Source organism: Sulfitobacter sp. (assembly GCF_041552635.1).
GTDB lineage: Bacteria > Pseudomonadota > Alphaproteobacteria > Rhodobacterales > Rhodobacteraceae > Sulfitobacter.
In genome coordinates this window covers 1-20935 of record NZ_JBFEKM010000033.1, presented here as the reverse complement: position 1 = coordinate 20935, position 20935 = coordinate 1, and the positions used below count along the sequence as shown (strand labels likewise).

Annotated in this window: 20 protein-coding genes; 5 read left to right on the top strand and 15 right to left on the bottom strand. The window is 58.1% G+C overall.

Annotated features, from left to right (window positions below; genetic code table 11):
* The first annotated feature begins 44 nt into the window (after positions 1-44).
* Together ABYT07_RS05830 and ABYT07_RS05825 are read left to right on the top strand one after the other, a co-directional pair.
* A complete protein-coding gene (locus tag ABYT07_RS05830) occupies positions 45-2219 on the top strand; it encodes an RNA degradosome polyphosphate kinase (RefSeq protein WP_372990084.1) in 2175 nt (724 codons plus the stop codon).
* A 243-nt stretch (positions 2220-2462) separates the two neighbouring features.
* A complete protein-coding gene (locus ABYT07_RS05825) occupies positions 2463-4037 on the top strand; it encodes a Ppx/GppA family phosphatase (protein WP_372990082.1) in 1575 nt (524 codons plus the stop codon).
* Here the strand turns inward: ABYT07_RS05825 and ABYT07_RS05820 are convergent.
* The 7 genes from ABYT07_RS05820 to ABYT07_RS05790 form a co-directional block, all read right to left on the bottom strand.
* Positions 4034-4411, bottom strand: coding sequence for a hypothetical protein (locus ABYT07_RS05820; RefSeq protein ID WP_372990081.1), 378 nt, complete (start codon positions 4409-4411; stop codon positions 4034-4036). The genes ABYT07_RS05825 and ABYT07_RS05820 overlap by 4 nt on opposite strands.
* 53 nt (positions 4412-4464) lie before the next feature.
* Positions 4465-5490 carry an endonuclease/exonuclease/phosphatase family protein gene (locus ABYT07_RS05815; protein WP_372990080.1) on the bottom strand — a complete coding sequence of 342 codons (1026 nt, stop codon included), beginning with the start codon at positions 5488-5490 and terminating at the stop codon, positions 4465-4467.
* Entirely contained in the window at positions 5490-6173 is a 684-nt protein-coding gene (locus ABYT07_RS05810) for a TerB family tellurite resistance protein (protein WP_372990079.1), read from the bottom strand. The genes ABYT07_RS05815 and ABYT07_RS05810 overlap by 1 nt, the downstream gene beginning before the upstream one ends.
* 32 nt (positions 6174-6205) lie before the next feature.
* On the bottom strand, positions 6206-6691 hold the full coding sequence (locus ABYT07_RS05805; protein ID WP_372990078.1) for an N-acetyltransferase family protein: 486 nt from the start codon (positions 6689-6691) through the stop codon (positions 6206-6208).
* Complete coding sequence (locus ABYT07_RS05800; RefSeq protein WP_372990092.1) at positions 6688-7302, bottom strand: VOC family protein; 615 nt, start codon at positions 7300-7302, stop codon at positions 6688-6690. The genes ABYT07_RS05805 and ABYT07_RS05800 overlap by 4 nt, the downstream gene beginning before the upstream one ends.
* A gap of 112 nt (positions 7303-7414) precedes the next feature.
* Complete coding sequence (gene scpA, locus ABYT07_RS05795) at positions 7415-9544, bottom strand: methylmalonyl-CoA mutase (RefSeq protein WP_372990077.1); 2130 nt, start codon at positions 9542-9544, stop codon at positions 7415-7417.
* Complete coding sequence (locus ABYT07_RS05790; protein ID WP_372990075.1) at positions 9507-10448, bottom strand: hypothetical protein; 942 nt, start codon at positions 10446-10448, stop codon at positions 9507-9509. The genes scpA and ABYT07_RS05790 overlap by 38 nt, the downstream gene beginning before the upstream one ends.
* Before the next feature lie 168 nt (positions 10449-10616).
* Between ABYT07_RS05790 and ABYT07_RS05785 the strand changes: the two genes are divergently transcribed.
* The gene (locus tag ABYT07_RS05785; protein ID WP_372990074.1) at positions 10617-11078 is read left to right on the top strand and encodes a DUF4174 domain-containing protein; all 462 of its coding nucleotides are present in this window, start codon (positions 10617-10619) and stop codon (positions 11076-11078) included.
* Between the two features lie 85 nt (positions 11079-11163).
* On the opposite strand, the gene ABYT07_RS05780 is transcribed toward ABYT07_RS05785, so the two are convergent.
* From ABYT07_RS05780 to ABYT07_RS05755, 6 genes are all read right to left on the bottom strand, one after another.
* Positions 11164-13209: an acetyl-CoA carboxylase biotin carboxylase subunit gene (locus ABYT07_RS05780; RefSeq protein ID WP_372990072.1), complete on the bottom strand. Its 2046-nt coding sequence runs from the start codon at positions 13207-13209 to the stop codon at positions 11164-11166.
* 116 nt (positions 13210-13325) lie between these two features.
* Positions 13326-13532: a hypothetical protein gene (locus tag ABYT07_RS05775; RefSeq protein WP_372990071.1), complete on the bottom strand. Its 207-nt coding sequence runs from the start codon at positions 13530-13532 to the stop codon at positions 13326-13328.
* 175 nt (positions 13533-13707) lie between these two features.
* The gene (locus ABYT07_RS05770) at positions 13708-14055 is read right to left on the bottom strand and encodes a hypothetical protein (RefSeq protein WP_372990070.1); all 348 of its coding nucleotides are present in this window, start codon (positions 14053-14055) and stop codon (positions 13708-13710) included.
* Between the two features lie 78 nt (positions 14056-14133).
* Positions 14134-14277, bottom strand: a complete 144-nt coding sequence (locus ABYT07_RS05765; RefSeq protein ID WP_008226068.1) for a hypothetical protein — start codon at positions 14275-14277, stop codon at positions 14134-14136.
* Between the two features lie 214 nt (positions 14278-14491).
* Positions 14492-14869 (bottom strand): DUF6497 family protein, encoded by a 378-nt coding sequence (locus ABYT07_RS05760; protein ID WP_372990069.1) that lies wholly within the window; start codon positions 14867-14869, stop codon positions 14492-14494.
* Positions 14870-14997: 128 nt separating this feature from the next.
* Positions 14998-16530, bottom strand: coding sequence for an acyl-CoA carboxylase subunit beta (locus ABYT07_RS05755; RefSeq protein WP_372990068.1), 1533 nt, complete (start codon positions 16528-16530; stop codon positions 14998-15000).
* A 168-nt stretch (positions 16531-16698) separates the two neighbouring features.
* Between ABYT07_RS05755 and ABYT07_RS05750 the strand changes: the two genes are divergently transcribed.
* Positions 16699-17916 (top strand): multidrug effflux MFS transporter, encoded by a 1218-nt coding sequence (locus ABYT07_RS05750; protein ID WP_372990067.1) that lies wholly within the window; start codon positions 16699-16701, stop codon positions 17914-17916.
* Between the two features lie 74 nt (positions 17917-17990).
* The gene (locus tag ABYT07_RS05745) at positions 17991-19391 is read left to right on the top strand and encodes a short-chain fatty acyl-CoA regulator family protein (RefSeq protein WP_372990066.1); all 1401 of its coding nucleotides are present in this window, start codon (positions 17991-17993) and stop codon (positions 19389-19391) included.
* Here ABYT07_RS05745 and ABYT07_RS05740 read toward each other — a convergent pair whose 3' ends face one another.
* Both ABYT07_RS05740 and ABYT07_RS05735 read right to left on the bottom strand, forming a co-directional pair.
* Complete coding sequence (locus tag ABYT07_RS05740) at positions 19392-20081, bottom strand: thermonuclease family protein (RefSeq protein WP_372990065.1); 690 nt, start codon at positions 20079-20081, stop codon at positions 19392-19394.
* A 95-nt stretch (positions 20082-20176) separates the two neighbouring features.
* The coding region (locus ABYT07_RS05735; protein WP_372990064.1) for a GMC oxidoreductase at positions 20177-20935 on the bottom strand (759 nt) is incomplete at its 5' end.

Below are 20935 nucleotides of genomic sequence, written 5' to 3'. Positions count from 1 at the left end.
ATAGCTGTCACAATTTCCTTACAATCCAACATCATAAGGTCGCCATGACCCAAGCTGATTTTCTAGAATCCCCGTTCCCTGAGCCCCAAGACCTGCCCGATCTCGACATCACCGGAGTGGGACGTTTCTTCAACCGTGAACTCAGCTGGCTGGGGTTCAACTGGCGCGTGCTGGAAGAAGCCGAGAACCCGCGCGTCCCGCTGCTGGAACGGCTTCGGTTCTTGTCGATCTCGGCCAATAACCTTGATGAATTTTACACTGTCCGTGTCGCGGGCCTGCGCGAATTGGCCCAAGCGGGCAACACCACCCCTGCCGCGGACGGGCTTACCCCGGCTGAACAGCTTGTGCTGATCAACGAAAATGCACGCAGACTGATGATGACCCAGCAGCGTGTTCTGGTCGAACTGATGACCGAAATGGATGCGCAGAACATCATGCTTGAACGCGCCGCCGATCTGGACAGCGCCGACCTGAAATACCTTGAAACTGTCTTTTTGAACCAGGTTTTTCCGGTTCTATCCCCGCTGGCCATTGATCCTGCGCATCCGTTCCCCTTCATCCCCAACACCGGCTATGCGCTGGCCCTGCAATTGGAACGCACCAGCGACAAACGCCCCCTACAGGCACTGCTGCCGATCCCGGCCCAGATCGACCGTTTCGTGGCCCTGCCCGCAGACGTCGGCTGCCAACGCTTCCTTCCTCTCGAAGATCTGCTGGTGCTCAACATTCCCGGCTTGTTTCCCGGCTACAAGCTCAAGGCGCATTTCGAATTCCGCGTGCTGCGCGACAGCGATCTTGAGGTCGAGGACGAAGCCGAAGACCTCGTGCGCGAATTTGAAGTCGCCCTGAAACGCCGCCGCCGCGGCGAAGTCGTGCGCCTGACCCATTCCGCCGGTGCCCCCGAAAAGCTGAAATCCGTGGTGATGTCTGAATTGGGCGTGCGCCCGCAAGACGTGATCGAAATCGACGGGATGATCGGTATCGATGACCTCTCCGAACTGGTCATCGACACGCGCCCCGATCTGCTTTGGCCGCAATTCACCCCGCGCATTCCCGAACGGGTCACGGACCATGACGGCGACATGTTTGCCGCGATCCGCTCCAAGGATATGCTGCTGCACCACCCTTACGAGACGTTCGATATGGTGGTCCGCTTCCTCGCCCAAGCCGCGCGCGACCCCAATGTTGTCGCGATCAAACAGACGCTTTACCGCACATCCCGCGACAGCCCGATCGTCGAAGCCCTGTGCGAGGCCGCAGAAGACGGCAAATCCGTCACCGCCCTTGTCGAACTCAAAGCCCGCTTTGACGAGGCCGCCAACATCCGACAGTCCCGCCGGCTCGAACGTGCCGGTGCCCATGTCGTCTATGGCTTTATCAATTTGAAAACCCATGCAAAAATTTCGACCGTGGTGCGCCGTGAGGGCGATCAACTGGTGACATACACCCACTACGGCACCGGAAATTACCACCCCATCACCGCACGCATCTATACCGATGTGTCCCTGTTTACCTGCGACCAAAAGCTGGGCCGCGACGCCACCAAGGTATTCAACTACCTTTCGGGCTATGCGCAGCCGGACACGCTCGACAATCTCGCGATCTCGCCCATCACCCTCAAACCTCGCCTGCTTGCCATGATCAACGCCGAGGCAGAACATGCGGCCGAAGGCAAACCCGCTGTCATCTGGGCCAAGATGAACTCGATCATCGACGCCGATGTGATCGACGCGCTTTATGCTGCCTCTCAGGCGGGTGTGAAAATCAGCCTCGTGGTACGTGGCATCTGTGGATTGCGCCCCGGCATCAAGGGTCTATCCGAAAACATCCGTGTCAAATCCATCGTCGGGCGTTTCTTGGAACATTCGCGCATCATTTGCTTTGGCAATGGCTACGGTCTGCCCCATAAAAAATCCCGCGTCTTTATCTCTTCGGCCGACTGGATGGGCCGAAACCTGACACGGCGCGTTGAAACGCTGGTCGAAATCGAAAACCCGACCGTCAAAGCACAGATCACCAGCCAGATCATGGCCGCAAACCTTGCCGATGTCGCCCAAAGCTGGGTCATGGCCCCCGATGGCACTTTTACGCGCCCCCCCGTCGAAGAAGGCACATTTGCCTTCAACTGCCACCGCTTTTTCATGGAAAACCCGTCCCTGTCAGGGCGCGGCTCTGCCGGGGCGTCGGACGTACCGAAACTCACCCATACCGAAGACTGAGTTCCACAAGACTGGCATCCAAAAGATTGGCACCCGCTTCATTTTGCCAAATAAACTCTCGCCGAAGGCGCAGCGTGCTTCCCGCGATCCCGCCAGCCGTGGCAAGGCTCACATCGCCCCGGCCACCAGAATGTCTTGAGGGTCACCGGCCCTCGCCTTTTTCCTGTACCAGTACCGTTAGCGATTGACCTCGGCCCGCCCCTGCGCCAATTTAATCCCCGAACAAGACCCGCAGGAGCGTTTGTGGCAGATCAAACCATCAACAATCCGCCCTCCCCTGTCCCCGAAACAGGCGTGGCCGATCTTGGACTTTTTGGCAAACCGCTGTTCCAGGACCCTTCAGCACGCGCATTGGCGCGGGTGGGCGTGGTTGATGTGGGGTCGAATTCGGTGCGCCTTGTTGTTTTTGACGGCGCGGCGCGGTCCCCTGCCTATTTCTATAACGAAAAAATCATGTGCGCCTTGGGTGCAGGCATGGCCGAAACCGGTCACCTTTCCCCCCAAGGCAGAATACGCGCGCTGTCGGCCATGCAGCGGTTCAGCAAGCTTGCAGATGGGATGGGCCTGTCAGAGCTGACCGTGGTGGCCACTGCCGCCGTGCGCGACGCCACCGATGGCCGCGACTTCTGCGACGAGGTCCAGCGCCTCACCGGCCTCAAAATCTGGGTCATCGACGGCGAAGAAGAAGCCCGCCTGTCCGCCCAAGGCGTGTTGCTCGGCTGGCCCGGCGCTTACGGTCTGGTCTGCGATATTGGCGGCTCCTCGATGGAACTGGCCGAAATCTCGGGGGGGCGCGTCGGCAAGCGGGTCACCTCTGCGCTTGGGCCGCTCAAGCTGCGCGACATCAAGGGTGGTGCCAAGGCGCGCGAAGCCCAGATTGCCGAGGTCATTCAGGGTCTTGCCCTTAAAATGGGGGCGCAGCGCGACAGGCTTTTTCTGGTTGGCGGATCATGGCGCGCAATCGCGCGGATCGACATGATGCGTCAGGGCTATCCGCTGCACGTGCTGCATGAATACCGCATGACCCAGAAATCCGTCCGTGAGACTGTCAAGTTCATCAAGAATTCCAACCTCGAAGACCTACGCCAATCCAGCGGAGTATCATCAAGCCGGATGGCCTTGGTGCCATATGCTGCCGAAGTTCTGTCGCGGCTGGTCAAGACATTCAAACCCAAGGACATCGCCATATCAAGCTATGGCATCCGCGAAGGCATGCTTTATGAGCAAATGCCGCAGCGCCTGCGCGACCGTGATCCGTTGATCGAAGCCTGCCGTTTCGCCGAAGCCAAAGACGCGCGCACCCCCGGTTTCGGCAAGGTGCTGTTTGATTTCATTTCACCGCTGTTCAAATCCGCATCCCCGCAACGCAAACGTCTGATCAAGGCCGCGTGCCTGCTGCATGACGTCAGTTGGCGCGCCCATCCCGATTACCGCGCCGAGGTGTGTTTCGACAACGCCACCCGCGCCAATCTGGGCGGGCTAAAACATGCTGAACGCATTTTTCTGGGTTTGGCCTTGCTGCACCGCTATTCCAACAAACGCGAAAACACGCGGTTTGAAGATCTGTATGAAATGGTTGATGAAAAGACCCGCGCAGATGCCGAAGTTCTGGGCAAGGCGATGCGTTTCGGGGCCATGTTGTGGATGAACAAAGACGACGAGCGCGGCACGTTGCGTTGGTACCCCAAGAAAAAACTGCTCGAGCTTTGGCTGACCGATGACATGATGCCGCTGTTTGGCGAGGTCGCCGAGGCGCGGCTTAAATCACTTGCGGCATCTTTGATGGCCGAAGTTCAACTGAAAACGGCGAAATCCTAAAGCTCGACCTGCGGATAGGGGTCCAGATAGATCAGCGGGCCCAGAGGTTTGGGTGGCTCTTCGGGTTTGCGCTTGATGATAATATCACCGTTGGGCAGGATTTCAGGCGCTTCATAAACGCTCCAATCCTCGACCTTGTCCAGCAGATCGGCAAATGCCGGCCCCATTTCGCTGACAAAACGGCCAATGGACGGGCCCAAATTCTCACCGAACTCTGATAGCCCTTCTAGCGTGGGGGCCAATTCCTGCTTCATGCCATCCAGAAACATCTGTGCCCCGCGTTCCATCAGGGACGGGCCGGTTTCCGCCTTGTCCTGCGCAAAGGCTGACACCGGCAGGCAACATAGCGAAAGGATCAGAAATATATGTCTCATGGCTGAATCATAGACTCACTTTCTGACCAAAAGATAGCTTCTTCCTTGGCGCATCAGCCGTCAAACTCGATCGTGACAGGAAAATGATCGGATGCAGTAACCAAAGCATCGCGCAATTCAGGGTCCGCCCAGCAGTCTGGGTCATCCAGCGGATGCCAAATCCGCCACCGCGCATTGCTATCCGTAAACTGCGGGCTGACCATGATGTAATCCAAAAGCGCCTGAAGATAGCGTTTTTCTGGGGCGATCCAAAACCTGGATGTCGTGGGCATCGCGCCGATCCGCTGGCCCAAGGCCCGCGTCGCGTGGGGGTCGGTCAGCGCCAAATCGCCCCGGTGCCCCAGCACAATCTCGACCGAGGATCGCCCGAACAGATCTTCGAACGTATCCAGCCCCGGCCCGTCATTCAGATCGCCCATAACCATCAACGGCGTGCCGCGTTCCAGATGTTCGTCGATACGGCCCCGCAACCAGATCGCCTGCGCCAATTGTTTGCGCCTGTTGGCAATGCCGATGCGAAGGACATCTGCCTCGGTTTTGGCCCCGTGCGGCGCTTTCGATTTCAAATGCGCCCCAATCATCTGAAACGAAAATCCGCTTGTAGTTTCGATGCTCAGCTCAAGCGGCGGTTTCGAAAATACCACAAGGTCTTCGCGCGCATCAATATCCAGATCAATCCGCAAGACCCCGTCAAAACGCGGCGCACCTTTGGCCCCTTGCGCATCCGTGCCGGTGCCGCCGGGGGTATGCGCGGCGGCGATCTTGGCAGGATCATAAAGCAACGCGATCTCTTGTTGCGTGTGGTTGGCGAACCCCATGATCGCAGCGCGCGTGCGCAGCCCGAAACGTGCCGCAAACCCTTCTAGGGCAGCGATTGTGCCGCGTTTGCCGCTTTGGTCCGGTGCCTCGATGATCATCACCGCATCGGCGTCCATGGCACGGAAAACAGTGCCCAAGGCGCTGGTTTGCTGCGCACGGGTGACGTTATGGCGCCCAGACCAGCCCGCATCATCGTAAAGGCGATCCTCTTGGTCAAACAGTCCGGAAAACCATTCGACATTATAGGTCGCGATCCGCATCAGTGCGCCTTCTTGCCGGACCAAGTCTCCCAAGCGCGGTTGATGTCGATCATCCGCTTTTGCGCCATCGCTATCGCCTCTTCTGGCAGGCCACGCGCGACCAAGGCATCGGGGTGGTTCTTACGCACCAGCTCCCGCCACGCTGCGCGGGCTTCCTTGGTCGTTGCGTTGGGTGCAATCCCCAACACGGTATGCGGCAGGGGCGATGTATCGGGCACAAACCGTGCCCGCAGGCAGGCAAAATCGCCGCCATCCATGGCAAAAATCTCGGCCACACGGGTCAAAAACGCGTCTTCATTGGGATGATAGGTGCCATCGGCCATGGCGATATGGAACAGCCCCTCGATCAGGTCGCGCAGCATATCCGGCTGGTCCTGAAACATTCTTGCGATGCGAGCCGCGTAATCCTCGAACCCCGTCACGTCCTGCCGCGCAAGGTTAAAGACTTTCGCCGCCCCCTGTTGATCGGCTTCGGCAATCTGGAATACCTCGCGAAAGGCCGTAACCTCATCACGGGTGACCAGCCCATCCGCCTTTGCCATCTTTGCCCCAAGGGCAATAACCGCAATGGTAAAGGCCACCGACCGTTCCGGCGGGCTGCGCAAACGGTCGAAAACAGCCGAAAGGCCTTCACCGGCGGTGAGCGCAGACAAAGCTTCGGAGATGCGGAACCAAATTGACATAGCGTCGACCATACTGCGCCGCACAGCAGAAGTCAGGGGGCGCTTAGCACTTTCTGCATCAAAATAAGATCAAGCCATTGGCCCTGCTTGCGTGCAATCTGCGGCATCCTGCCTACGTGCTCAAATCCAAGGGCAGTGTGAAACGCAATGCCACCGGGGTTGGCGGCACTGATCCCCGCAACCATCACATGCAGGCCCTGATCTGCTGCGCTTTCCAGCGCCCGTTGCATCAATGCACGCCCTGCCCCCTGACCACGCGCGGCATCGGTCAACACAATGCTATGCTCGACCGAAGTGGCATAGCCCGGGCCGGTCCTGAACTGGGCATAGGTCACAAACCCCAAAATCCCGTCGGTTTCGGCCACCCAGCACGCCCAAGGACGCTGCGCAATCATGGCTTCCATCGCGGCGTCAGTTTTTTCGTCTGTTGTAAATGTGAACAACGTGTCGCGGATCATCGCATTCCAGATTGCGGCAATCGCAGGGGCATCTTGCGCGATGGCTGCGCGGATTCTCACCGCAACGTCCTTGGCCTCAGAGGCGTGTCAAAATCAGCCTCCAGCCCGACAGCGCCAGTCTCGAAAGCCACCCGTGGGTCCGTCAAAATCGGGGCCAGCATTTGCCCAAGGCGCTCTGCCGCCGGATGATACACCCGAAGCGCCGTCAACCGGCAGCCCGAGGCATCCAGCCGCTGCACCGGATGTGCTGTGCCCTGCCATTCAATCAGGGCTGGTGCGCAATTGTCGAACGGCAGCACCCCGTCACGCGGGACAGCCATCCGCCAACGCAAATCGCCCCGCTCAAGGTCAACAGGTTCCCCAAAGCCCTCTGGCAATGCCGCCAAGGCTGTATCCAAATCGGTGCAGCGGCAAATCCAGTTGGTCAATCTGGCTGGCCCGCTGAACCGGTCCAGATCAAACCAACGCGCCCGGTCTGGATCAGGGGCAGCGGAGTTGATCGCAATCGCCTCAAGATACAGCCCGTCTTCCAACCCCATCAAGGTATTATGGGTATGAAATATCGGATGCTCCCCGCCGGGCTGGACCGCAACCCCAAGCGCTTGCACGACATGATCCGACGCGGCAGCCAAGCTGCTACCAGCAACAGCAATATGATCCAATTCCAGCATCATGTATTCCAAATGGTCCTAAATCCTCGGGGGAGTTTGAGGGGGCAGACAGCCCCCTCTTCTCTTTGCGGCGCACTGCGGCCAGAGGGTCGCAAAGCCTCACTGGCAAACCTCAGCCCCGCGCTTGGCGGATAAGTTTCAGGATATCCTCGGCCGCTTTGGGAATATTTGTCCCCGGCCCAAAGATCGCCTTCACACCGGCATCATACAGAAACTGATAGTCCTGCTGTGGAATCACACCGCCACAGATCACCAAAATATCCTCGGCACCAGCCTCTTTCAGCGCCTTGATCAGTTGCGGTGCCAATGTCTTATGGCCAGCCGCCTGCGACGAAATCCCGATCACATGAACATCGTTATCAACAGCATCCTGTGCGGCCTCGGCAGGGGTTTGGAACAACGGCCCCACATCGACGTCGAAACCGATGTCGGCAAAGGCTGTCGCGATCACCTTGGCACCGCGGTCATGGCCGTCCTGCCCCATTTTGACGACCAGCATACGGGGGCGTCGGCCCTCGACTTCGGCGAAGTCCTCTACCGACTTCTGGATCTCGGCAAAGCCGCTGTCGCCCTCATAGGCCGCACCATAAACGCCAGCAAGGGTCTTGACCTCAGCTCGGTGGCGGCCGAATTCACTTTCCATTGCCATACTTATCTCCCCGACCGTAGCGCGCGCGCGGGCTGCCTCAACGGCACCATCCAACAGATTGCCGCCCTCTTTCGCGCGGCGGGTCAATTCCGCCAATGCGGCTGTGCAAGCGGCCTCGTCGCGATTGTCGCGCACGGACTTCAGACGTTTGATCTGGCTGTCGCGCACGGCGACGTTATCCACGTCCAGAATATCAATCGCGTCTTCGGTTTCGCGGCGGTACTTGTTGACGCCAACGATGACATCCGTGCCCCGATCGATCTTGGCCTGACGGGTCGCGGCGGCTTCTTCGATGCGTAGCTTGGGCATGCCGGATGCAACGGCCTTGGTCATACCGCCCAGCTCTTCGACCTCTTCGATCAGCTTCCAAGCTGCTTCGGCCAGATCACTGGTCAGTTTTTCAACATAATAGCTGCCCGCCAGCGGATCGACGACGTTGGTCACGCCGGTCTCTTCTTGTAAGATCAACTGGGTGTTGCGGGCAATGCGAGATGAAAATTCCGTCGGCAGCGCGATCGCCTCGTCCAATGCGTTAGTGTGCAGCGACTGAGTGCCGCCCAAAACCGCCGACATCGCCTCGTAAGCCGTGCGGATCACGTTGTTATAGGGGTCTTGCTCTTGCAAGGACACGCCGGATGTCTGGCAATGGGTGCGCAGCATGGCGGATTTGGGGTTCTTGGGCTGGAATTCATCCATAATCCGCGACCACAACAAACGGGCGGCACGCAGTTTGGCGGCCTCCATAAAGAAGTTCATGCCGATGCAGAAGAAAAAGCTGAGGCGCGGCGCGAATTTATCCACGTCCATACCGGCAGCAATAGCCGTGCGCACATATTCACGCCCGTCCGCAAGCGTGAATGCCAGCTCCTGCACCAGATTCGCGCCCGCCTCTTGCATGTGATAACCAGAGATCGAGATCGAGTTGAACTTCGGCATGTGATCAGAGGTGTATTCGATGATATCGCCGATGATCTTCATCGATGGTTCTGGCGGATAGATATAGGTGTTGCGCACCATGAATTCTTTCAGAATATCATTCTGAATGGTGCCTGACAGCAGCGCCTTGTCGTGCCCCTGTTCTTCGCCAGCCACGATGAAATTTGCCAAAATCGGGATCACCGCCCCGTTCATGGTCATCGAGACCGACACTTTGTCCAGCGGGATGCCGTCAAACAGGATTTTCATATCCTCGACGGAATCGATGGCCACGCCAGCCTTGCCGACGTCCCCTTCCACGCGGGGGTGGTCGCTGTCATAGCCACGGTGTGTCGCCAGATCGAAAGCAACGGAAACACCCTGCTGGCCAGCCGCCAAAGCACGGCGGTAAAAGGCGTTGGATTCTTCTGCGGTGGAAAACCCCGCATATTGCCGGATCGTCCAGGGGCGACCTGCGTACATCGTGGCTTTTACGCCCCGGGTAAACGGGGCCTGCCCGGGCACGCCGCCCATATGGTCAAGCCCCTCAACGTCGTCAGCGGTATAAAGCGGCTTTACGTCGATCCCTTCAAGCGTGTGCCACGTCAGGTCGTCAATGCTCCGGCCGCGCAGTTCGGCCTCAGCCAGATTGCGCCAGTTTTCTTTGTTGGCTGTCATGGTTTTGTCCTTCTTTCATGTCGCCCGCTGGCTGGCTTTTGCCTGCTCTTGTACGGGAGGTATCCTCTGTCAGGGTGGCCAGACCATCGGCCCCGGCAGCAAGCCAGAACAGATCGTCTGCATATGTTTCGCGCATCATCGCCGATTGTGCTTCGGTGAAAGGGTGCCAGCGGCCTGTCTCATCAGGAAGCAGATCAGGGTCGTCCCCACGCCCTGTCAATATGGCGCGCAATGCCGGCAGGTCAGGTGAGCGGTTCATCCAGCGCATCTGGTTGTCTTTGGGTGCATCAATGCCCGTCGCCTGCGCCAGAAACGCATCGGGGCGGCCTGCGAATTCTTCGAAAGTGTTCACCTTGATTTCGGTATTCGGCAAGGCACAGGCCAGGTCAATAATGACATCGCGCCAACTGCGCGCCATCGAGGCGAGTTTGTCCAGCTTGGCCTGTGTCGGCACACACGCCCCGCGCTGCACGCTATAGGCGGCTGCCGATTCCCACCACGTGTCGGGCGACCGGATTGTCAGCAAGACCTGGTTAACGTCATTGCCGAATGCGGCATGATACCGCGCCATCCGTTCACCAACTGCCGGAAACAGCGTGCCTGTGCTGATACAATGCCGCGAGGTCCCGATCATGTTTTCGTCGGTGATCAGCAGCTTCTTGACGCCGTTCGCACGCGACTTGTTCAGTTGCAGTGCGACCCGCCCCCGCACCCGGTCCAAGGACGGGCGCTGGATGGTGGCAGCGGGACCAGGAAACAGACCTGAAAACAGACCATTACGGGTTCGCAACGGGCCCCAAAGACCTGCCCCCGCAGCTGAAATCGCCGCACCATGTTCACGCAGATAGTGCTGAAAACTTGTTGTGGCGGTGCGATGCGCACCAACATGCAAGATAATTTCCATAAGATTTCTGCCCAACCTTCGCAAACCGGCCAGAACATCCGGCCTATCAATCGCTATGAGGCTATTCATGCTGCGCGACCTCTTGCATTAAGCTTAACAGAGGCTTTGGACAGATTGTGCATCGCAATTGGGCCAAGGAAGCTTATATCAGGGGGGACAGGAGAAAAGATGAAACGTGTTATAGCCCTTGTTTTTGCTGGATTGTTTGCTGTTACGGCATCCGCACAATCTGCCACCGAACCACAGGAACCAGCCCTGTTTTTACCGGCAGATATGGACGATTTAAGTGAATTCCACTGGAAAAAGAGGCCCGTTTTGGTCTTTGCGGACAGTGAGGATGATCCCGCCTTCCAAGCGCAGATGGAATTATTGCGCGAACAGACCGATGATTTGCGCACCCGCGACGTCATCGTTTTGACCGATACGGACCCTGTGGCACGCAGCGCGCTGCGGCTGAAAATGCGGCCAAGGGGCTTTATGTTGGTGCTGGTGGGCAAGGACGGCGAAATCAAACTGCGCAAACCACGCCCTTGGGACGTGCGTGAAATCACCCGCAGCATTGACAAGATGCCGATCCGGCAGCGCGAAATCCGCGATGCCAAAGAGAAGTTTGGAACGATATTTGACTGACCCACACCCATAGCCCACCCCACAGGCGCGACAGCGAACGCCGCGCCGAAAGGGGAGGATATGGGTGCATCACAGGCCATCGTGTTTATTCAAACTCGATGATGACATCGTCAACGGCCAGACTATCGCCCGCGCTTGCGTTGATCTTCAGGACAACGCCTTTCTTTTCGGCGCGCAGGATGTTTTCCATCTTCATCGCTTCAATCGTACACAGGTTCTGGCCTTCCTGAACCTCGGACCCTACTTCGACCTCGATCTTAACGACGAGGCCCGGCATCGGGCAAAGCAGCAGCTTGGATGTATCGGGCGGCAGTTTTTCTGGCATCAAGCGTGCCAACTCCGCCTGCCGTGGATTGCGCACATGTACCTTCAGATCAGCACCCCGGGCGCGAACCCGGAACCCGCCCGAGATTTTACCAACCTTAAAGATCAGCGGTGCGTCATCGACTGTCATCGTGGCCAGCTGGTCGCCCGGCGTCCAGTCACCAGAAATGCGCATGGCATGGCCATCTTCGAATGTCACTGTCGCACCCTTTGGATCGGCGGCAATGTCGACGTCGTAGGATTGCCCCTGAATGGCTACATTCCATGCCGTGCCGACCTTGCGTTCGTGGTTGTCCATCCGGCCCGAAACGCGGGTGCGGCGAATTTCGCCAACCCTGTGCATTGCCGCCGTAGCAGCAGCAATGCGGCGCAATTCGGATTCTGGCAGTTCAACGCCTTGGAAACCGTCAGGGTATTGTTCTTCGATAAAGGCCGTCGTCATGTCGCCGGCGATAAAGATCGGGTGATCCATCACGGCAGACAGGAACGGCAGGTTGTGGCCGATGCCTTCGACCTCGAAACTGTCCAGCGCAACGCGCATCGCCTCGATGGCTTCGGCGCGGGTTGGGGCCCATGTGCACAGCTTGGCAATCATCGGGTCATAATACATGCTGATCTCGCCGCCCTCATAGACGCCGGTATCATTGCGCACAGCCACATCACCTGCGGGCGCGTCGCCTTGCCATTTCCCATTCGCCAGCATTGGGCCTGCGGCGACCTCCATCGGCGGACGGTAGCGGGTCAAGCGACCAATAGACGGCAAAAAGCCGCGATACGGGTCTTCGGCATACAGACGGTTTTCGATGGACCACCCTGTGAGTTTGACATCATCTTGCGTGATGGTCAGCTTTTCACCGTTCGCGACGCGGATCATCTGTTCGACCAGATCGACGCCAGTAATCAGTTCGGTCACGGGATGTTCCACCTGAAGGCGTGTGTTCATCTCGAGGAAATAGAAGTTGCGTTCGCCATCAACGATAAATTCAACGGTGCCTGCGCTTGTGTATCCCACGGCCTGGGCCAAAGCGACGGCCTGTTCGCCCATGGCTTTGCGGGTGGCCTCGTCCAGAAACGGACTTGGCGCTTCTTCGACGACCTTTTGGTTGCGGCGCTGGATCGAACATTCGCGTTCGCCCAGATAGATGCCGTTGCCATGCGCATCGCACAACACCTGAATTTCGATGTGACGCGGCTGGGTGACAAACTTCTCGATAAAGATCCGGTCATCGCCAAAGCTGTTGGCGGCCTCGTTCTTGGAAGACTGGAACCCTTCGCGGGCTTCTTCGTCGTTCCATGCGATGCGCATGCCCTTGCCGCCGCCGCCCGCTGACGCCTTAAGCATCACAGGATAGCCCACCTCGTTCGAGATTTTGACGGCCTCATCCGCGTCTGCGATCAGACCCATATAGCCCGGCACGGTCGATACGCCTGCTTCCTGTGCGATCTTTTTCGAGGTGATCTTGTCGCCCATTTTCTCGATCGCGCCAACAGGGGGCCCGACAAAGGCAACGCCTTCGGCCGAAAGCGCTTCGGCGAATTTCGAATTCTCGGACAGAAAGCCATAGCCCGGATGCACGGCCTGCGCACCCGATTGCAGGACCGCTGCCATCACCTTTTCGATCACGATATAGGATTGGTTGGCGGGGGACGGGCCGATATGGATCGCCTCGTCTGCCATTTGCACGTGCAACGCCTTGGCGTCTGCGTCGGCGTAAATTGCGACGGTCTTGATGCCCATCTTTTGCGCGGTCTTGATGACGCGGCAGGCAATCTCGCCCCGGTTGGCGATCAGGATCTTATTGAACATGGGCTGTCCTTTTGGGTCTTGAGGGAACGGAAAAACCCCGCATCAGCACAGGCTGAGCGGGGCAATTGTGACGAATATATAGAAGATCAGCGCGTGCCGTTACAGCACGCGTTAGATCAGTTGCAGCGCACTGCGCCGGTCTGGCAGGCAAGAACGTTGGCACCTGCGCCAATCGCTGCGCCCTGAACAAGGCTGCCACCTGTAAGTGCTGCGGCACCCGCGCCGACTGCGCCGCCACCAAGGGCTTGCTTGCCGATCGTGTCGCCACATGCGGCAAGGCCTGCACAGGCTGTGATAACGAGGATGATGTTTTTGACTGACATTGGATTTTCCCTTTCGATCCGTGTTGATCTGCGCCGTGTATATACAGATCAACACGGGCCTGAACCAAAGGTTCCACCAGCATGGTGCTTTTGCATAGATTCCGCAGGGATTCAGGCGGCAATCCGCTAAACGCGCGGGCCAAATCTGCGGATTTCTGCCGAGCAGTCATCACGATCAATCCTCGAACACATCAGCAAAGGACGCGCGGGCAAGATTGACGTTGATCACCAGAAGCGCTTCGTAGTCTTCGGGGTCAAAGGGGTCTTGCGCCGCAACGACTTCGCGGCCGAACAGCCAGGACAAGCGGCCTGCATCCAGATTGCCGCGCTCGAACGGTTCGTCGCCAAAGCATTCCCACAACGCCTGCATGAATGCCGTATCTGCGCGCCGGTCAACCGACTTGCGGTCCGAGCGGCGTTCGCGCCGGGTCAGCGGTGTAACGCCCTTGGGGTTGGCGCGACGGATGGTGAATTGAAAGTCCGAACCGGGCATACGCCCCGGAAAACCGCGATGCTTCAGCATGATGGCCCCCGGACTGCAGGGATCATGCGCGGTGTGGTTGGCGTGAGGACAGGCGCATGCGCCTGTCCCCGGCAAGTCTTACTTGTACTTGCCTGTGTATACTGGCTCAACCGAGATGGGCTCGGGTGCGACAACAACGTATTCTTCTTGCTGCTTGGGTGCGCAGGCCGAAACGGCTGCGATAAGGCCGAATGCGGCCAAAAGTGTGATGCTCTTTGACATCTAAGTCTCCTGTCACTGTATGAAGGGTCCGACACTGCCTCATGCCAATTGGACCCGGGATTTGCGGTAAGGGATACTCGGGTATTCCTTGCAAATACTTTACCGCATGCAGGTTGAATTGCATACGGGGCTCTTTCCAATCGGCAAGAATGTGACTCCAAAGTCGCAGTTCGCAGGACGCATGCAGCCCCCTGCGCAAGATGTTGTGGTTGCATCATAAAGCCTCCCAGATACAGGTGTCGCCATTTACGCGAAAAGCTTCGAAAAACTGCGTGGCGTCGGGGTCAGGTGCCCCGAATTCCGTTATACGGTCCGCCAAAGAGATCACGATCATATCGCCACTCAGCGCATACTGCGCCATGTAGGGGATCGCCAGTGTGTCACACAAGAAAGCCATATCTGGTTCCGCCTGCGCATAGGCGATCTGCCCGCCATCTCGGGCGATCTGGGGGGCTGTAAAACGAAAGCGCAGCCATGTTTCGGCACCAATCTCATCGACAAGCACTTCTTGCAGGTCGATCACCTGACCGGAGGGCACATCAATGGCCAGCACAGGCGTTGCGGCAAGGATAAGGGCGGCGGCCAGTTTCATATGGCCGCTCGCCCCGTCTTTTGCGGGCCTTTTGTCAGGTTTGATTTCAAAACCGCAGTCACGCGTGTGTCTCCTGTCGCGCCGAAAGTTTTTATGCCTTCGGCGAGGATATTTAAGAGCCAGAGAAGTTAGAGCGGGATGTTATTATGCTTCTTCCAAGGCGTCGTAGTTTTCTTGTTGCGCAACGATGCAAAGGCCCGCGCGATGCGCTTGCGGGTCGTGCGCGGCTGGATCACCTCGTCGATGAAGCCCCGTTCGGCGGCAACAAAGGGGTTGGCGAACCGCTTTTCATAATCCGCGGCATGGCTGACGATTTTCTCGGGGTCTTTGAGGTCCGCACGGTGGATGATTTCAGTCGCACCTTTGGCCCCCATCACCGCAATTTCCGCCGTCGGCCACGCGTAGTTAAAATCAGAACGCAGATGTTTGGACGCCATCACGTCATAGGCACCGCCGTAAGCTTTGCGGGTGATGACTGTCACCATGGGAACTGTTGCTTCGCCGTAAGCGAACAGCAGTTTTGCACCGTGCTTGATGACGCCGCCGTATTCCTGGCTGGTTCCGGGCAAGAAGCCAGGAACATCAACCAACGTCAGGATCGGAATTTCGAACGCATCGCAGAACCGCACAAAACGCGCGGCTTTGCGCGAACTGTCGATATCCAAGCAGCCCGCCAGCACCATCGGCTGGTTCGCGACAACCCCGACTGTGCGGCCTTCGATACGGATAAAGCCGGTCAGGATGTTCTTGGCATAGTTTTCCTGAATTTCGTAAAAATCACCTTCGTCGGCCAGCTTGTGGATCAACTCTTTCATATCATAGGGCGTGTTGGCGTTGCTGGGCACCAGCGTGTCAAGCGACGCCTCTATCCGGTCAGGTTCATCAAAGAACGGGCGGACCGGTGGTTTTTCGCGGTTGTTTGCGGGCAGGAAATCAACCAGACGGCGGACTTCGGCCAGTGCCTCGACGTCATTTTCAAACGCGGCATCGGCCACCGAAGATTTACGCGTATGGGTGGATGCACCGCCCAACTCTTCGGCGGTGACCTGTTCGTTGGTCACGGTTTTGACCACATCAGGGCCGGTCACGAACATATAGGACGTGTCTTTGACCATGAAAATAAAGTCCGTCATGGCCGGAGAATAGACAGCACCGCCCGCGCAGGGCCCCATGATCAGGCTGATCTGCGGAATCACGCCAGAGGCTTCGATGTTGCGCTGGAACACCTCGGCGTAGCCGGCAAGCGATGCAACGCCTTCTTGGATACGCGCACCACCGGAATCGTTGATCCCGATGACGGGCGCACCATTCTGAATCGCCATATCCTGAATTTTGCAGATCTTTTGCGCGTGGGTTTCGGACAGCGAACCACCAAAGACCGTGAAATCCTGGCTGAAAACATAAACCAAACGCCCGTTGATCGTGCCCCAACCCGTAACAACACCGTCGCCTGCGGGCTTTTGCTGCTCCATCCCGAAATCGGTGCAGCGGTGGGTGACGAACATGTCGAATTCCTCGAACGAGCCTTCGTCCAAGAGAAGATCAATGCGTTCGCGTGCGGTCAGCTTGCCCCGCCCGTGCTGCGCATCAATGCGTTTCTGGCCACCGCCAAGACGGGCCTCTTCGCGACGATCTTCAAGCTGTTCCAGGATATCTTTCATGACGCACCTCTGCTAGATTTGGTCCATACTAGCTTTGGAAGGCCGTCCACCCAAGCTCCTTTTAGTAAATTTGCATACTTTATACAGGATGCATCTTGCTAATTGCAAATTTGCGAAGTTATTGGAAGTGCGTAGACAAGCTACAACCATAGGCATAAATGCATTTGCATGGATGATACAAATACTGTCCGTTTTTTGGACAAAACCAGTCCCCCGCATATTTTAACGCTGATCCTGCTGTCGGGAATTGGTGCGCTGGCAATGAACATGTTCCTGCCAAGCCTGCCTGCAATGGCGGTTTATTTCGACACCGATTACGCGGTGATGCAGTTGTCTGTCCCGCTTTATCTGCTGTTCAGCGCTGGCTTGCAGCTGATCATCGGGCCTGTGTCTGACAATATCGGGCGCCGGAATGTGCTGCTGTGGGGGCTTGTGATCTTTATGGTGGCGACGGTGGGGTGCATCTATTCGCCGAACACCCAGATCTTTCTGCTGTGCCGCTGCGCCCAAGCGATCGTAGCGGTCACAATGGTGCTTAGCCGGGCGGTCGTGCGTGATATGTTCACCCAAGATAAAGCGGCGTCGATGATCGGCTATGTGACGATGGGCATGGCAGTTGTCCCGATGATATCGCCCGCAATTGGCGGCGTGCTGGATCAGGTCTTTGGCTGGCAGGCAACGTTCTGGGCCATGTTCGCGATCGGCGGCATCGTCCTTGCCGTCACTTGGTACGATTTGGGCGAAACCTCTGTCGCGTCTGGCAAAACCATGGCGCAGCAGTTCCGCGAATATCCCGAATTGCTGACCTCGCCGCGGTTTTGGGGCTATTCCATGGCGGCAGCCTGCTGTTCGGGCGCATTTTTCGCCTATCTGGGCGGCGCGCCCTTTGTGGGCAGCGAAGTGTTCGGGATGGAACCAGCCGAGCTCGGCCTTTACTTCGGGGCACCGGCCGTCGGGTACTTTGTCGGCAACTTCATCACGGCGCGCATGGCCACAAAGGTTGGCGTGAATACGTTGGTGTTGTGCGGATGCCTTGCCAATGCGGTCGGCGGATCGGTGTCGATGCTGATCTTTCTGGCGGGCTACGGCAGCCCTGTCACATTCTTCGGGATGATGACGCTTGTGGGGCTTGGCAACGGCCTGTGCATCCCCAACGCCACAGCGGGCCTTTTGTCGGTGCGTCCCTACCTTGCCGGAACCGCATCCGGCTTGGGTGGTGCGATCATGATCGGCGGCGGCGCGGGCCTCAGCATTCTGGCAGGTTCCCTTCTGTCCAAAGAAACGGGGGCCTATCCGCTGCTGTGGATCATGCTGCTGACAGCGGCGGCAGGCGTGGCGTCGATCCTTGTGGTGATCCGCCGCGAAAAGGCGCTTGGCCTGCGATAGCCCACCCCTTGCGGGGATGAATTTGCAAAGCTAGTCTTGGACCTGAATGCAAATTTGCAAAGGGCGGGATCAGCATGGCGACCCAAAAGCTTTACGCTGGCGCAAAGCTACGCGAAGTTCGCACGAAAATGGGCCATACCCAAAAGGACTTCGCTGCGAAGCTGGGTGTTTCCTTGCCCTATCTGAACCAGATGGAAAACAACAACCGGCCCGTCAGCACGACGGTGGTGTTGGCGCTCGCGTCAGAATTCGCCATGGATGTCACCGAACTGTCCAGCGGTGACGGTGAACGCCTGATCAGCGACATGCGCGAGGTGCTGTCAGACCCACTGTTCGAGGGCGACAAACTGCCCCTAGCCGACCTGCAACTTGCGGCTTCAAATGCCCCTGCCCTTGCGCGTGCTTTTATCAAGCTGCACCAAAGCCACCGCCAAACCCATGAACGGCTTGCCTCCCTAGACGAAGCCTTGGGGCGCGAGGATTCCCGCACAACGCCCAGCCCGTGGGAAGAAGTCCGCGACTTCTTTCACTATTGCGACAACTACATTGATCCGGTTGACCGTGCCGCCGAACATTTCGCCCGCTTGGCAGTCGATGCGCGCGGCCTGCAACGCAGTGCGATTGACGCGCTCAAGGCCTCCTCCATCTCTGTCAGCTTTGATGACGTCGAACCCCTACGCCGCTTTGCCCCCGAGACGCGCGTGCTGCACCTTTCCACCCGCGCGCCGCGTGAAACGCAGACTTTTCAACTGCTGCTTCAGGTCGCTTTGACGCGCCAAAATGACCTGCTTGAGGCGACACTGGACCTTGCCCGCTTCCACACCCCTGCGGCCCGCGACATCGCCAAGATCGGCTTGGCCAATTACTTTGCCGGGGCGGCCCTGATGCCCTACGCGACGTTCTTGGCCAGCGCGCAAAGCTGCCGTCACGACCTAGAGGTGCTATCGGGTAAATTCGGGGCATCAATCGAACAGGTCGCGCACCGGCTGTCGACGCTGCAGCGGCCCGGTGCCAAGGGTATTCCGTTCTTTTTTGTCCGCGTCGATCAGGCGGGCACCATCACCAAGCGCCATTCAGCCACGCGGTTGCAATTTGCGCGGTTCGGCGGGGCCTGCCCGTTGTGGAATGTGCACAGCGCCTTTGAAACGCCGGGCCGCTTTCTGCGCCAATTGGCAGAAACACCGGACGGCGTGCGCTATATTTCTTTGGCGCGCGACATCTCGAAGCCAGCGGGGCGGTTCGGGGCACCGGTACGACGCTATGCGATCTCATTGGGCTGCGAAGTGCGCCATGCCCCCGCCTTGGTCTATGCCGACGGAATGGACACCAGCCGCGCGTCGGCGTTCGAACCTATCGGGATTTCCTGCCGGATTTGCGAACGCAAGGCCTGCCATCAAAGATCGGTTCCACCGCTCGAACGCCAGCTGGTCGTCGACCCGAATCTGCGCGATGTCCTGCCCTATCAGGTCGAATGATCAACGTTTGGCCGCGCGCCACCCGGCGGCACGCGCCTCCGCACCCGTGCAGAACCAGCGTTCGCCCTTGTTGGTGCTGATACGCGTCTTTTTATAATCGCGTTGACCTTCGCTATGGTAAATTTTCACGCCTTTGGCGCTGATATTCCCTTTGATCGTGCAGCCTGTTTGGCTGGTCTTTTGAACGTGCTTTACCTGACCGGCTTTCTTTTCCGCGCGAAACGCGGCGGGACGGATCAGCTGATAGGCATGAATGCCGTGCCCGCGCTGCATTGCTGCGGCCTCAACCGCGACGTAGTCCTGTGAATATTTTGCATAGGCAAAGGCCAGCCCCCGCGCGACCAGATCCTGCCCCATATCAACGCCCGACACGGCGCAGCGTGCCACCGTGCGCCCATAGCGGTCGGTGTCGACGCGTCGGCAACTCGCCTGCCGCCCTTGGTAGGTTTTGCGTACCTGCCCCGACACCCAGTCGCCGCACAATGCCACCTTGCCGCGGCGGGACGTGCAGGTTTGATCGCCCTCGGGGGCATCAATGCCAAACAAACGGATGCGGATGCCGTTCACGTCAATCGTATCGCCATCAATGACGCGGATCGCCCCGCTTATCTTTGCCTCGACAGCAGCGGCGGGGGGCGTGATCAGGCCAAAGGCGGCCAAGACGAACAAACAGGAAACAAATTTAAACATGCCCCGCTGTGCGCCGGTTTGGGGTCCCTTTCAAGGACGAATATTAACTTCAGTTAATTTTCTATTAACATCTTATCTTCGGTTGGACACTCGCATCACCGCTGCGACGTTTCCCAATCAGGATGTATCCAAGGCGCATCGTTTGATGCTGCAAGCGGATCAAGCCCCAAAACATAGTCAGATATCTTTTCGCCCACCATGATCGACGGCCCATTCAGGTTGCCGTTTGTGATGCGTGGAAAGATCGAACTGTCGGCGACGCGCAGCCCGTCCACTCCGATCACGCGCCCTTGGGGATCGACAACGGCATCTGGATCAGATGCACGACCCATCCGGCAGGTGCCACAGGGGTGGTAGGCGGATTCCGCATGCTCACGGATAAAGCTGTCCAGTTCCGCATCGGTTTGCAGTGCGGCACCGGGCTGGATTTCGTGTTTGACGAAAGGCTTGAATGCGTCTTGGCCGAAAATCTCGCGGGTCAGGCGGATACAATTGCGAAACTCCTCCCAGTCCTTGTCCTGCGACATGTAGTTGAAAAAGATCTTTGGATCATCCGCAGGATCGCTGGACGCCAATGTGACGGCCCCGCGCGAGGTGGACCGCATCGGGCCAACATGGGCCTGAAACCCATGCCCTTCAGCTGCGGCTTGGCCATCATAGCGCACCGCGATCGGCAGGAAATGATACTGGATATCAGGGTATTTGATACCGGGTTTGGACCGGATAAAGGCGGCCGATTCAAACTGGTTCGACGCGCCCATGCCAGTTTTGGTGAACAACCACTGCGCCCCGATCACCGCCTTCGAGAAGACATTCCAGTGCTTGTAGAGCGTGATGGGCTGGCTTGCCGCCAT